This window comes from Microcoleus sp. S13C4 (assembly GCF_036700865.1).
GTDB lineage: Bacteria > Cyanobacteriota > Cyanobacteriia > Cyanobacteriales > Microcoleaceae > Microcoleus.
On the sequence record NZ_JAUBPS010000019.1, the window covers coordinates 62,694 to 75,680 of the forward strand.

Genomic DNA, 12,987 nt, shown 5'->3' on the forward strand with positions numbered 1-12,987 from the left:
ATTTACAAGCCAATGGTTCGGATTAAATTTGGGCGTTTTAACTGGTTGGATAATGATGCGATCGCAGCTTGGACTTTCCTGGCCCCGGCTTTGCTGTTTCTGGGTACTTTTTTGATTTGGCCGATCGCCTATTTATTTTACCTCAGCTTTACCAGCGGCAGCTTTACCCAGTCGGGAGTGCGTTGGATTGGCTTGAACAACTACTGGCGTCTAGTCACAAACCCGGATTTTTGGCAAATTCTCCAAAACACGCTCTATTTTACTACTGCTACAGTCATTCCCAGTTTAGTGATTCCATTGGGCTTAGCAGTTTTGCTAAATCGCTCGTTTGTTTGGCGAGGAGCTCTCCGCACCGCTTATTTTATTCCTTCGATTACCTCTTTAGTTGCAGTGGGCTTGGGTTGGCGGTGGTTGTTTCAAACTGAAGGCCCGGTGAATAATGCACTAAGTGCGATCGGCTTAAATCCAATTCCTTGGCTGAGTAGCACAATTTGGGCAATGCCAGTGATCATTCTGCTGAGTGTTTGGAAACAATTAGGCTTTAATATGGTAGTATTTTTAGCAGGATTGCAAGCAATTCCGGTAAATCGTTACGAAGCCGCAGAATTGGATGGAGCTAATGCTTGGCAGCAATTTTTGTACATCACTTTACCCGGTTTGCGGCCGACTTTAGTATTTGCTACCGTCACTACTGCTATTTTTACTCTGCGGAGTTTCGAGCAAGTTTACGTCATCACCGGCGGCGGCCCTTTGAACTCTACTAATTTGCTAGTTTATTATATTTACGAGCAAGCTTTTTCGCAATTTGATTTTGGCTATGCAGCCGCTGCCGCAACTTTCCTGATGGCTGTAGCTTTGCTATTGGTCTATTTACAACTAAAAGTTTGGGGGGAAGATTCTTAATTAGGTTATGCGTAGTTGGACGCGCGAGAATTATAGCGGTAAGACGCGCAGTGTGCACTATAGATAGACAGGTTCTGCATAAGGGCTGAATTAACGGGATTCCCAATTACCAATTCCCAATTTTATACTCCATGTGCTCTGCTGTTTGTTCAGCTTGTGCTGTACCCAAAAGTTTGCCGACAACGTGCAAAGACATATCAATTCCCGCAGCAATTCCCCCAGAAGTGATGATTTTACCGTTATCTACAAATCGCTGATTTTCGATAATAGTTGTGTTGGGCGCTAATTCTCTCAGTAACTCCAATGCGCGATGGTGTGTAGTTGCGGCTAAACCTTCCAACAAACCAGCTTTTGCCAAAAGCAGCGAACCCGTACAGACAGAAAGCACTAATTCTGCTGTTGGCGCACAATCTTTTATCCAGTTAATAACTGCTGAATTATCGATTAACTTTCTCGTACCTTGTCCTCCCGGTACAATTAAAATATCCGGTGGCCGACAATCGGAAATGGTGCAGTCAGGATTTACACTCAAACCATTGCGGGCGTTGACAGCACCCGGATGTTCGGCTACGGTAGAGACTGCAAAAGGTCGTGAAGCGAAGCTATCCCGAAGGGAATCGCCCTTATTTAATTCTGATGTCACCGAAAACACTTCAAAAGGGCCTGCAAAGTCTAGTACCTCGACATCATCGAACATTAAAATAGCTACATTCCTACTTGCCATAAGACATACTTCTGATAGAGGCCAAAAATCTCGGCGATTTGTTATCGTACAAATGGTATAATTTAAATCATTAAAGCTATGCCGAAAAAATTTCGCCATCGCGCTCTGAAACTCTGTATTTTGTGTCTGGCTTGTGCCTTAGCAATTGCTGTAGCGCCAATTTTTACGCCCGCTCAATCCACAAGTCAATTAGAATTTCGCATTACTCAATTAGAAAGTCAAATTTCTGAACTCAGAGGACAAATCTACAGTTTGCAGAATCAAGGTTCTAGAGTTAACAGGCCTCCGTCTCCTTCCGGTTCGGGTCGGACAAATGCTAGAATGCTTTCGGGAGACCCGATGTTTGACAATTTAGCAACTTTGGCAATTGAAACTAAGCAAGATGTTATTAAAATTCAAGAGCGGTTATCAAAGCTAGAATCGTCGAGAAATCGCTAAGTTAGTCAGTTTTCAGTTGTCAGAAGGAGGAGGGAAGAGGGAAGAGGGAAGAAGGAAAAAGTCAGTAGTAATTAGTTAGAAAAATAAAGTCATATTCTCCCCAACTCAAAACTCCCAACTCTCCCCCTCTCCCTTTCTCCCATTCTCTGACGTTGAGGTCGAGAACAACAGGGTCTGCTAAAAGTTAACTTGCAGAACTATTCAATGATATGGAAATAAAAGGCTGCAACCACAAAATTGATGGCTAACAGCAACAGAAACCAGCCGGCCCGAAAGGGGTAAGGGAATTTGCCCGTTTTCATCACGGACTCGGATTTTAATTGGTTCTTCGCTATCTCTGGCATAGGTAAAGCTCCTAATTCATAATGTCACTCTATTTACAAATAGCAGAGAGCGTCGCACTTATGCACAATCCTCTAGAGTTATTTTTTGTAACAAGGAGTTTATAGCGAGTTGAATTGAGATTAATTTCAATCACTCTCTCCGGCGTGGTAAGAACTGCGGACGAGAGGCCCCGATCGCACGCGCTCAAACCCCATCTCCCGCGCGATCGACCCGAAACGATCAAATTCGGTCGGCGTCCAGTATTTACGCACTGGGAGGTGATCTAGAGATGGTCTCATGTATTGACCGAGGGTGAGCCGATCGCACTTGGCATCCCGCAAATCAATCATCGCTTCGACTATCTCGGCTTCGGTTTCCCCGTGCCCCAACATCAAACCGGATTTGGTGGGAATAGTTGGGTCATATTGCTTAACAATACGCAGAACCTCGATCGAGCGATCGTACTTCGCCCCCCTCCGCACCGGCCCTTGCAACCGACGCACCGTCTCAATATTGTGGTTGTAACAAGCCGGTTTAGCCTCCACCACCGTGCGAATCCGCTGTCGCTGCAACTCATCGAGGTCGGACTTCTCCCCCTCTGAACTCCTCCCCATTCCCCCCCAAAAATCCGGCGTCAGTACCTCAACTTCAGTATCCGGGTTAAGAAGGCGGATTTGGGCGATCGTCCTGGCAAACCAACCCGCACCCCCATCCGGCAAATCATCCCTCGCCACCGAAGTCAGCACCGCATAGCGCAAACCCAACAACTGCACCGCCTCAGCCACCTTTTGCGGTTCCTCCGGGTCTAGCGGCATCGGAGAATGACCTTTATCTACTTGACAAAAAGCACAAGCGCGGGTGCAAGTCGGCCCCATCAACAAAAAAGTCGCCGTTTTTTGCGCGTAGCACTCGCCCCGGTTGGGACATCTCCCCTCCTCACAAATCGTGTGAATTTGCCGCTGTTTGATAATTTTTTGCACTTGCGAAAGTTCGCTAGCTTTGCCAACGGGCCTACGCAACCACTCCGGCATCGCCTCGATTTCACCGCGCATTTGGGCGGCAACTGCTTTGACAGTAGGAGTTTGAGGAGTTTGGCGCGACATAAAATTAAGTGGCGATTGAGTTAATTCCTTCGATCGTATCCGAAATCAAAGCCCCTGAACTTGTAGGGGTATCACCTGAAATCAGAATCGCGCCGACGTGCAACAAAACTAAACTCGCCCAGAATTATGGGTAGAATTCTGTTAGGGATATACTGAAGGTTGCAAATCATCACTCATTCATTACTGAAGGAGTCAGTCGTGGCTGGTCAAAAAATCTTGGTAATCGATGACAGTAAAGTCATCCGCGTCCGAGTCCGAGAGATGTTGCCTCAGGGTAACTTTGAAGTTCTAGAAGCAAAAGACGGCGAAGAGGGACTTAAACTGATCCGTCAAGCCCGCCCAAATCTAATTATGTTAGATTTCCTACTGCCCAAAGTCAGCGGTTGGGAAGTGTATCAAAAAGTGCAAGCCCATCCTGAGCTTTCTAAGATACCTTTGGTGATCATGTCGGGCCGCGAAGAAGAGGTGATGGAAAAAATTCCGAAACCCTTTGAGAAGCATTTTTTTGCATTCATAGCCAAACCGTTTGAGAAGAAGCAGCTAACCGAGGCGATCAAATCGGCGATGGTACTGGCCAAAAAGAAACCAGTGCCGGAAGCCCCAGCAGCAGCCGCTGCACCCACTTCTGGAGGGGGCGCCGCCGAAATTCAGGCGATGACTGTGAAAATGGCGAAAATGCAAGCGGAAATTGATGCACTCAAAAAACAAATGACTCAGGTGATTACGATCATCAAGCAGAAATTGAAATAATTCTGCTGTTTTTTGAAGGCACTTATGTAGAAGGAAACTTCCACACCGTGAAACTTTCAGTTGAGTCTCACGGGCTGCGATTTTATCCGCATTTTTTGGCCAAATTGTTGGCGCGAATGCGATCGCCAATAGCCTGCAACTGGTTTTTCAAAATCCCAGTGAGAAAATCAATTAAAAGTTAAAAATAAAACAAGGGAGGAAATTAATTATTAATTAATATTAGGATTTTTAATTCCCGCTGGTTCCACACTCAATTATTAACTCCTCAGTCTCATTTTTTTGGTTAATGACTAACGACTATTCCGATTTTTTGCCTCAACTGCGTGCCTCCACAGAGCAATTATTGAAAAGATTAGACTGCTTCGATCAAGCGCAGGTATTAGCGATCGGAGATTTGACCTTGGACGAGTTTCTTACCGGACAAGTAGAGCGAATTTCCCGCGAAGCACCTGTGTTGATTTTGCGCTACGAAAATACTCAGCAAGTACCCGGAGGTGGCGCAAATGCTGTCTATAATTTAGCCAAACTGGGAGGCAAAGTAAAAGTTGCTGGTTTGGTGGGAAAAGACGACCAGGGAAAGGCTTTGTGCAGTATTTTTGAGGCGGCGGGAATTGATACGGGTGGGATTTTAATCGATTCGCAGCGTCCAACTGTCACCAAAACTCGAATTTCCGGGCACGCGCGGCAGTCTGTGACTCAGCAAATTGTCCGAGTCGATCGCAAATCGGACGAGTTGCCGGATTTAGATTTGCAGTTGCAATTGGCAGACTACATCCGGCAGCAAATACCGACAGTAGATGCAGTGGTTTGTTCCGACTACGGCGACGGAGTTTTGACTCGTTTGGCGATCGAATCGGCAGTGGTTCCCGGTAAAACAATTGTAGACGCTCAAATAAATTTGCAGCGATATTCTGGAGCAATGCTGTTTACTCCGAACTTGCCAGAAGCCGAGCAAGCCGTCGGATATGCTATCAAAAACCCTCAAACTTTAATGCAAGCAGGACGGGATTTGTTGAACTTAACTCAAGCTCAAAAAATCCTGATTACTCGTGGCGAAGAAGGGATGACTTTGTTTGAAAGGGCGAACGGCGAAGAAATCAAAAATTCACCTTCTCCAACATCCATTTGTGAAAAGGGGGAATTTGCCATTCAAAGTTGGGACATTCCCCCTTTTAACAAGACAGATGTATTCGACGTAACCGGTGCTGGAGATACAGTTGTAGCAGCAATGACTTTAGCTTTGTGCGTCGGTGCATCTGGTTGGGAAGCGGCAGTTTTGGGCAATTTGGCGGCTAGTATTGTCGTGCGTCAATTCGGTACGGCAACGACGACAGCAGACGAAATGAAAGAAGCTTTGAAAACGATGATTGCAGTATAGGGGCCGCTAAGCTGTATAGCATTTAAATTGCATATTTCGGACGTTGATTAGAGCAACGGGCCACAATAGTTTTATAACTGGTTCCCAGGCATAGCCTGGGAACCAGTTAAAATTCCCAATTCCCAATAACTACTTACTCTTTTTCAAAATTTGTCCCTTGTCATCAATTGTCAAACCGCTATTGGGAAAATCGCTCTTTGTCAAACGGTCAATCAACCCCACAGTCCTAAAATTGTTATCAACAGACGGAACACCTCGCCCGTCAAGTTGGATGGGGATAATCTTACCAGAAATAAAATCCCCTTGCGGAGTCATTTTCACATCCAAAATTAGAGATTGACCGAGTGCTCCTGCTGTGGACAAAGTGCGATAACCCAAAAAATTTCCCAGGGAATAAGCAATCAATTTACCTTTATAAAGCTCCATAGCTCTGGTAACGTGCGGGCCATGGCCCAAAATCAAATCGGCTCCCGCATCAATCATCGTCCGCGAAAACAAAACCATATTTCCCCGGTTTTCTCCGTAAAATAATTCGTTTTTATTTTTCACATTCAGAGCTCCCGTTCCTTCAGCTCCAGCATGAACGGATATCACTACAATATCAGCATTTTGTTTGGCTTTTTTGACCACTTCTGCTCCTGCTTTCAGTTCCAGCAAAGAATTGTGAACTTCGCCGTAGTTGCTGAAACCAATAAATGCAAAATTCACACCCTTGACATTTTGATAAACAATTTGATCTCTTTTACCAACAGCCTTCATGCCGTTGCTGTCGATGTTTTTAATCGTGTCCTTAAATCCCTGCTCGTTAAAATCGTAAGAGTGATTGTTGGCAACATTCAAAATATCAAAACCAACATCTTTGAAGATTTTGGCATAACTCGGAGGCGTCCGAAAGGCAACCAGCATTCGTCCGCCGCCTGCTTTGGAACTGTAAGGATAATCGGTCATCGTGCTTTCAAAATTGCCAAACAGAATATCAGCTCCTTTGAGGTACGGTTTTACCGACTCTAATAATATCTCTTTTTTTGCCGGCAGTTTGTTGTAGGGATAATTTGTGCCGGGAACCATGTCGCCAACTGCTTTGATGCTGACAGTTGCCGGCACAATGGCAGGTTTTTTTGCAGCTTGGGAGGGCGATTGTGGAGCTGGAAGGGGTTTGGCTGCGGGTGCAGGTTCGGGTGTCGAGATCACTTTTTGTTCCGCAGGCTTTGACGTGAGAGGGTTATTAGTAGCGGTGGTTGAGGATTTGTAAAATTGAGAAGCCAGAACAAAGCCGGATATCGGCACCAGAATTAGACTCAGAGCACCGATTGACAGCCCAGATTTTTTAGTTTTAGTGCGGGCTAACTCGGGCTGTGGTGATGGCTTTTGCTGCCGTTGGTTTGTGGGTTTGGGAGTGGGAATTTTAGGGGGTGTGGGCGGGGATTTTTCGGGTGTTTGAGTCGGCGCAGTTATGACATTTTGAGTTTTTTCTAGCTTGGGCAAAGCCACAGGAATTGGGGAAGCTGGTACACGCGCGGCAGCGGCTGCACTCGCAGCTACTGCGGCATTCACGGCAACTAATGCACTCACGGGTTCGGAAGTCAAGCGTTTTTTTAATTCTACCGTCTGAGTCCAAGCGGGCAATTGCTGGCCGCCCCGTCGCCCGTAAATTGTCACTGAGTAAAGGTTATTTGGTTGCAGCCGCTGCAACCCTTTGACTGCGACTCGAAGACAGGCTTCTTCTGCGGGCAATTGTTCTGCTTCCAGCAGCAGGTGCAGGGTGTCATTTTCCCGGCTGGCTTTAGCCGTGACGCCGAAGCTTTGGAGTGCTTGGCCGAGCAGAAATGCGATCGCCCTGGCATCGCCTTCTTTTGCTAAATTTAAAATATCTTGTTGGCTCACAAATGCCTCTACTCTCTCACACTAGAAATTTAGCTCGATCTTATATCAAATTTGGTGGCGCAGGATGAAATACCGATTGATTTAACTTAAGTAAGTGGGTAAAAATAAACAGAACGTGGGGAGAAGGCGCGTGCGTGAAACGGTATACTCGCTCTCACTATAGCTCCTAACTAAATCCGACCCTATTTTTACAAAATAGTATGATTTTTGGCGCTTGCTTGCTGAATACAATATTTCCTAACGGTTATCTTAGCCGATCGCCCAAACACTTCTATCCGGCATAATTGCCCCCTTCAAATTAATATCGGTCAAATCAGCGCTCTCTTTCTTACAGCATTTGTGGTAAATAAAACTGGTTTGTGAGCGTCGAGAGTGCGTCCTGGAATGTACTGAAAATATGCGGTTTAGCAGCGAAGAATTAACGAAAAAACCCGGTTTCTCGTTTCCAGTGCCAATCCCCCTGTCCGACTTGCGCCCAAATTAAGACAAAAACGATCGACCCACAGGCTCGGAAGCTTGTTAAACTCTTGGTCATGCCACGCTATGGGTGAGAAATCGACAGCGAGCAACAATCGTCTGCTAGCGCCCCAGGCTCTGCACGTAGCTGAGGCTCCGCTTGCTGAGGTTAGCTGCAATCAACTTTCTGGATGCCGCTGCTTTACCCGCAGCCGCCGATGTAGTAGTTCGTTTTAAACTAATTATTTAAAGGAGTTGCACGTCAATGACACAATTGTGCTGATGAGCTCTGGCTCGGTGCCCTCTCAAACCCGGGTTTTTCGCGAGTCTGGTGCTATTTGTGAGTTAGTTGAGCCCATAGCAGCTAGGATCGAGCTAACTCCTGGTTACACTAAAGCTCGTCATGCGGCGTTGCCTCTCAAAACCCCGATTGAGTCTTATGGCGCATTACCGCTCCTTTGTATGTTTTTTCACCTGCATTGCCTGTTTGGGCGCTGCGTTCAGTCCAAGTGCGGACGGAAAGCACCAGGCTCTGAATGCCTCCTACCGGGCTGTTTCCCCAGAAATTGCTCAGGCGAACTCTCCCCCGGACGATCGCCAGGACTCCAAGCCTCTCAAATCGTCTCCAGCGCCCAATAAAAACAAATCTAAGCTGTCCACAACGTCAAAATCCAATTCCAAAATCCCGAAACCGATATCCAATTTCATCGTCATTTTGTCTCGCCAGCGGGGGTTGTTAATGTTGGGTTTGGCAGCAGTTGTCGTCACGGCAGCGGCAGTATTTATCATGCTCAAATTAGTTAGCAGTGACGAGTCAAATTATTCTAAGCGAAGACGGGGAAGATTTGATCGCCACAACCACAGAAACTCTCAATTTACTAATCCCGATTCTCCTACAAACTCGCACGCAATTACACAGCAAGAGGCTTCTTTTGGGCTATCAAAACCGCTGTCAGCCTTGCCCTACCCTTTGGATTTGCCAAAAGACTACAGTATAGAGAACAGCGATCGACCTTTACCTTTTATCAGGGAATCCGGGGAACCCGAATCCCAGGATGCAGCAGTCGAGGGCGATCGAATTCATTCCGACACCTCGCCTTTGGACACTCACAGCAATGGGTACAGCGACACAGGTTTCAACATTCCCGAAACAACTAATCAAGGCGATTCCCTAGCGAGTCGCAAGAAAGATATTTCCCTTCCCGAAACGGATGGTAGACCTAAAGTTGATATTATTGAAGCACTGATTGAAGATTTGCAGCACCTAAATCCGGCAAAGAGGGGCAAAGCAATTTGGGAACTAGGTCAGCGGGGAGATTCCAGAGCAGTTGAGCCGTTGCTCGATTTGCTACCAAATTCCGACTCGAAGCAGTACAGTTTAATTTTGGCAAGTCTCTCGGAAATTGGCATTCGCACGCTCAAACCCATGAATAATGCGTGGTCAATTTCGCTGCAAAATGAAAATCCTGAAGTGCGTAAAAATGCAATTCGCGACTTGACGCGGATTTATGAATTGGTGAATCAAATCAGTTACTTGTTGCACCGTGCGACGGACGATCCCGATCCAGAAGTTCAGGAAACTGCTCGCTGGGCAATCAATCAGTTGAATCGCATCCGTCCGCGTTCTGGGAGGGATTGATAAATCTAGCAATTTTCACGTAATTTGAGATGGGAAATTAGAGAGGGGAGAATTGATAATTTAGATTATGTTAGAATTAAGGACTACTGATTAATGACTAATAACTATTTAAAACTATTGTTCCTGTCAACTTCGGTCGGTCAACTAGGTTCAGGGTTGGGTGGCGGTGTCGAACTTACAGTCCTTAACATTGCTAAAGAATTGCAGAGTCGCGGTCATAAAATAGCAGTTGTAGCGCCGATAGGATCAGTCTTAGAATCAATTCCAGTAATCGAAATAACGGGTGATTTGCAAGTAACCGCCCAAACACAAGATTACAATGATCCTATTGTGATGCCGGCAGATTCTGTGCTGGCGAATATGTGGGAATATGCTCGCCAAGCTCAGGATGAATGGGATGTCATTGTTAATTTTGCCTACGATTGGCTGCCGTTTTATTTGACACCATTTTTTAGGACTCCGATCGCACATTTGATCAGCATGGGCTCCCTTTCTGCTGCCCTCGATCGCATCGCCGGACAAACCGCAGTCCAGTTTCCTGGTACGATCGGAGTTCACACCGCTTCTCAAGCCAAAACATTCCCCTTTGCCGATGAATGTCAGTTGTTGGGAAATGGCATAGATTTATCCCTGTACGAATTTTGCAACCAACCGCAGTCTAAATTAGCTTGGCTAGGCCGCATCGCCCCGGAAAAAGGCTTAGAAGATGCAGTAGCAGCAGCGAAAATTACAGGCATTCCCCTGAAAATTATGGGCAAAATGCAAGATGAGGATTATTGGCAAAAAATTTGTGCAGATTACCCGGATGCTCCGGTAGAATATTTAGGGTTTCTGACAACAACCCAAATGCAAGAGCAAGTCCGTCAGTGCCGAGCATTGTTGATGACACCACGTTGGGTGGAAGCTTTCGGAAATGTCGCCATCGAGGCTTTAGCGTGCGGTGTGCCCGTGATTGCTTACGAGCGCGGGGGGCCGGCGGAAATTGTTAGAGACGGACTGACGGGCTTTTTAGTGGAGCCTGATAGTGTAAATGGCTTGGTAGGTGCGATCGCCAGCTTAGACCAAATTGACCGCAGCGCTTGCAGGCGACAAGCAGAGGTAGAATATTCTTTAGCAGCTTTGGGCGATCGTTGTGAACACTGGTTCAAATCTATCACTGCTAGTAGGGTGCGTCAGTAATAATACTGGCTAATTTTTAGAAAGATTCGCTCACTGATGCACCTTACAAGTTTATTGAACAGCAATTCAACTCTCTTCTAAAATTGAGTTACATAAACTCTTAATCGACCACAAAAAAAGAAACCTGAAAAAACTATGGCAACCGAACGTTTAGTGCTTTTATCCAGTAGAGAAATAGAAAAAATGCGCCAAGCAGGCCGTTTAGCGGCCGAACTTCTGCTACATCTCGAACCGATGGTTAAACCGGGAGTAAGCACTCTCGAAATTAACGACGAAGCCGAACGCTGGACATTGGCACACGGAGCAAAAAGCGCTCCGCTAGGCTATAAAGGATTTCCAAAATCTCTGTGTGCAAGCGTCAATGAAGTAGTCTGTCACGGCATCCCCAATGCGAAACAAATCCTTAAAGAAGGTGACATTATTAATATTGATGTAACGCCTTTAGTAGATGGTTATCATGGCGATACTTCAAAGACTTTTTTTGTCGGGAAACCTTCACCTGTCGCTAAAAAGTTAGTTGAAGTAACGGAGGAATGTCTCAGAAGAGGAATTGCTGAAGTTAAACCGGGTGCTCGTACTGGGGACATCGGTGCAGCGATTCAAGAATATGCTGAAGCACAGGGTTTTTCGGTAGTGCGAAATTTTGCCGGGCACGGGGTTCACCGAGTCTTTCATACTGAACCGGAAATTCTGCACTACGGCAAACGGGGCACGGGAAAGAAGCTCAGACAAGGCATGGTTTTTACGATCGAGCCGATGATTAATGAAGGCACTTGGGAAGTGGAAATTCTCGCCGATGGTTGGACATCTATCACCAAGGATGGAAAGCTTTCGGCTCAATTCGAGCACACGTTAGCTGTGACTGATTCTGGGGTGGAAATTCTGACTTTGCCTTAGCAATCATTAACAAACAATCTGAAAAACTCACTCCTAAATCAATAATTAACCCTATCCCGTAGGAGCGGGTTTCACCGACAATATCTAACGATTATCAACAATCTAGATAAACCCGCCCCGCCACAACCGATAACCCACATCAACCTTAAATTTGCATCGAATCCGAAATGTAGGTTTGTATTTATGGGTGGGTGGGGACGGGTTTGCGAGATTGTCTGTTTCAGTCAGAAATTGTCTGTAAAACCCGCCCTACGAAATTACGAGCGATTCACCAAACAGGATCTAACTAATAACTAATAACTAATAACTAATAACTAATAACTAATAACTAATGACTAACATAAAATTTCTGCAACCAGGAGATTTGCTCAGGGTAATTGCTCCTAGCGGCACTTTGCGAGAATTAAGTACCTTTGAACGCGGTGTAGAAATTTGGAAATCCCGCGGCTATCGGATTGAATTAACACCGGGTTTTGACGATCGCTGGGGCTATTTGGCCGGTTCCGACGAAAACCGCGTCCGACAGTTGGCAGATGCCCTCAATGACCTGGATTGTCGCGGTATTCTCTGTGTTCGAGGCGGTTTCGGCAGCACTCGACTTTTGGAAAAAGGAAAAGTGGCAGAAGCAAAAAATGCCCAATCACCAATTCCCGATGCCCCATGCCCCATGCCCCATGCCCAATTTCCAACTCCCGATTCCCATTCCCCGAAATGGTTAATCGGCTTTTCCGACATTACTGCTTTGCTATGGAATCAGGCTAAATTGGGCGTTTGGGGCGTTCACGGGCCGATGCTGACAACTTTGGCTGCGGAACCGGATTGGTCTGTCGATCGACTTTTTGACTGCATCGAAGGTCGTCCCTTACAATCTTTGCAAGGTAAAGGATGGGGCGGCGGACAAGCCACCGGGCGGCTGTTTCCTGCGAATCTGACGGTGGCTTCTCATTTGCTCGGAACCCCGTATCAACCGGATTTGACCGGGGTTATTCTCGCATTTGAAGATGTTTCAGAGGCTCCGTACAGGGTCGATCGAATGCTGACTTTGTGGCGGATGGCGGGGGCTTTCGCTGGGGTGCGGGGCATTGCTTTGGGGCGCTTCAGCCGCTGCGAGATTGAGCCGAGTATTCCCAGTTTTAGCATTGAAGAGGTTTTGCGCGATCGGCTGGGGGATTTGAATATTCCGATTGTCTCGGATTTGCCCTTCGGCCACGAGGGCGTTAACGCTGCTTTACCTATGGGAATTACAGCTTGTCTCGACGCCGAATCGGGATTGCTGATTTGTGGCGATAAATCGCAACTTTAGATTAGGGAT

The 12,987-nt window shown here is 46.4% G+C and carries 13 protein-coding genes; 8 read left to right on the top strand and 5 right to left on the bottom strand.

From position 1 onward, the window contains the following. The first annotated feature begins 12 nt into the window (after positions 1-12). Positions 13-903, top strand: coding sequence for a sugar ABC transporter permease (locus tag QT996_RS10760; RefSeq protein ID WP_333046469.1), 891 nt, complete (start codon positions 13-15; stop codon positions 901-903). A gap of 106 nt (positions 904-1,009) precedes the next feature. Here the strand turns inward: QT996_RS10760 and QT996_RS10765 are convergent, their stop codons facing one another. Then, the gene (locus tag QT996_RS10765; RefSeq protein ID WP_333046470.1) at positions 1,010-1,627 is read right to left on the bottom strand and encodes a DJ-1/PfpI family protein; all 618 of its coding nucleotides are present in this window, start codon (positions 1,625-1,627) and stop codon (positions 1,010-1,012) included. A gap of 78 nt (positions 1,628-1,705) precedes the next feature. Here QT996_RS10765 and QT996_RS10770 point away from each other — a divergent pair, with 78 nt between their 5' ends. Next, complete coding sequence (locus QT996_RS10770) at positions 1,706-2,065, top strand: hypothetical protein (RefSeq protein ID WP_333046471.1); 360 nt, start codon at positions 1,706-1,708, stop codon at positions 2,063-2,065. Positions 2,066-2,262: 197 nt separating this feature from the next. On the opposite strand, the gene QT996_RS10775 is transcribed toward QT996_RS10770, so the two are convergent. Next, entirely contained in the window at positions 2,263-2,409 is a 147-nt protein-coding gene (locus QT996_RS10775; protein WP_333046472.1) for a photosystem I protein PsaX, read from the bottom strand. 126 nt (positions 2,410-2,535) lie between these two features. Then, entirely contained in the window at positions 2,536-3,492 is a 957-nt protein-coding gene (gene lipA, locus QT996_RS10780) for a lipoyl synthase (RefSeq protein ID WP_333046473.1), read from the bottom strand. 198 nt (positions 3,493-3,690) lie between these two features. Here lipA and QT996_RS10785 point away from each other — a divergent pair, with 198 nt between their 5' ends. Continuing rightward, on the top strand, positions 3,691-4,242 hold the full coding sequence (locus tag QT996_RS10785) for a response regulator (RefSeq protein ID WP_333046474.1): 552 nt from the start codon (positions 3,691-3,693) through the stop codon (positions 4,240-4,242). Positions 4,243-4,528: 286 nt separating this feature from the next. Then, the gene (locus QT996_RS10790; RefSeq protein WP_333046476.1) at positions 4,529-5,620 is read left to right on the top strand and encodes a PfkB family carbohydrate kinase; all 1,092 of its coding nucleotides are present in this window, start codon (positions 4,529-4,531) and stop codon (positions 5,618-5,620) included. A 129-nt stretch (positions 5,621-5,749) separates the two neighbouring features. On the opposite strand, the gene QT996_RS10795 is transcribed toward QT996_RS10790, so the two are convergent. Together QT996_RS10795 and QT996_RS10800 are read right to left on the bottom strand one after the other, a co-directional pair. Next, a complete protein-coding gene (locus QT996_RS10795) occupies positions 5,750-7,504 on the bottom strand; it encodes a CapA family protein (RefSeq protein ID WP_333046477.1) in 1,755 nt (584 codons plus the stop codon). A gap of 1,026 nt (positions 7,505-8,530) precedes the next feature. Continuing rightward, positions 8,531-8,749, bottom strand: a complete 219-nt coding sequence (locus QT996_RS10800) for a hypothetical protein (protein ID WP_333046479.1) — start codon at positions 8,747-8,749, stop codon at positions 8,531-8,533. On the opposite strand from QT996_RS10800, the gene QT996_RS10805 reads away from it, so the two are divergent. From QT996_RS10805 to QT996_RS10820, 4 genes are all read left to right on the top strand, one after another. Next, positions 8,748-9,599, top strand: coding sequence for a HEAT repeat domain-containing protein (locus tag QT996_RS10805; RefSeq protein ID WP_333046480.1), 852 nt, complete (start codon positions 8,748-8,750; stop codon positions 9,597-9,599). The two genes, QT996_RS10800 and QT996_RS10805, sit on opposite strands and share 2 nt — an antisense overlap. Before the next feature lie 93 nt (positions 9,600-9,692). After that, complete coding sequence (locus QT996_RS10810; RefSeq protein WP_333046482.1) at positions 9,693-10,778, top strand: glycosyltransferase family 4 protein; 1,086 nt, start codon at positions 9,693-9,695, stop codon at positions 10,776-10,778. Positions 10,779-10,913: 135 nt separating this feature from the next. After that, on the top strand, positions 10,914-11,675 hold the full coding sequence (map, locus tag QT996_RS10815; RefSeq protein ID WP_333046484.1) for a type I methionyl aminopeptidase: 762 nt from the start codon (positions 10,914-10,916) through the stop codon (positions 11,673-11,675). 331 nt (positions 11,676-12,006) lie between these two features. After that, a complete protein-coding gene (locus QT996_RS10820) occupies positions 12,007-12,978 on the top strand; it encodes an LD-carboxypeptidase (protein ID WP_333046485.1) in 972 nt (323 codons plus the stop codon). The last annotated feature ends 9 nt before the right edge of the window (positions 12,979-12,987 follow it).

Bases quoted from the DNA above. Each gene is read 5' to 3' on its own strand.
- lipA (WP_333046473.1), bottom strand. From the start codon at position 3,492: ATGTCGCGCCAAACTCCTCAAACTCCTACTGTCAAAGCAGTTGCCGCC.
- QT996_RS10760 (WP_333046469.1), top strand. From the start codon at position 13: ATGGTTCGGATTAAATTTGGGCGTTTTAACTGGTTGGATAATGATGCG.
- QT996_RS10820 (WP_333046485.1), top strand. From the start codon at position 12,007: ATGACTAACATAAAATTTCTGCAACCAGGAGATTTGCTCAGGGTAATT.
- QT996_RS10805 (WP_333046480.1), top strand. From the start codon at position 8,748: ATGCTCAAATTAGTTAGCAGTGACGAGTCAAATTATTCTAAGCGAAGA.
- QT996_RS10790 (WP_333046476.1), top strand. From the start codon at position 4,529: ATGACTAACGACTATTCCGATTTTTTGCCTCAACTGCGTGCCTCCACA.
- QT996_RS10810 (WP_333046482.1), top strand. From the start codon at position 9,693: ATGACTAATAACTATTTAAAACTATTGTTCCTGTCAACTTCGGTCGGT.
- QT996_RS10770 (WP_333046471.1), top strand. From the start codon at position 1,706: ATGCCGAAAAAATTTCGCCATCGCGCTCTGAAACTCTGTATTTTGTGT.
- QT996_RS10800 (WP_333046479.1), bottom strand. From the start codon at position 8,749: ATGATAAATACTGCCGCTGCCGTGACGACAACTGCTGCCAAACCCAAC.
- QT996_RS10775 (WP_333046472.1), bottom strand. From the start codon at position 2,409: ATGCCAGAGATAGCGAAGAACCAATTAAAATCCGAGTCCGTGATGAAA.
- map (WP_333046484.1), top strand. From the start codon at position 10,914: ATGGCAACCGAACGTTTAGTGCTTTTATCCAGTAGAGAAATAGAAAAA.
- QT996_RS10765 (WP_333046470.1), bottom strand. From the start codon at position 1,627: ATGGCAAGTAGGAATGTAGCTATTTTAATGTTCGATGATGTCGAGGTA.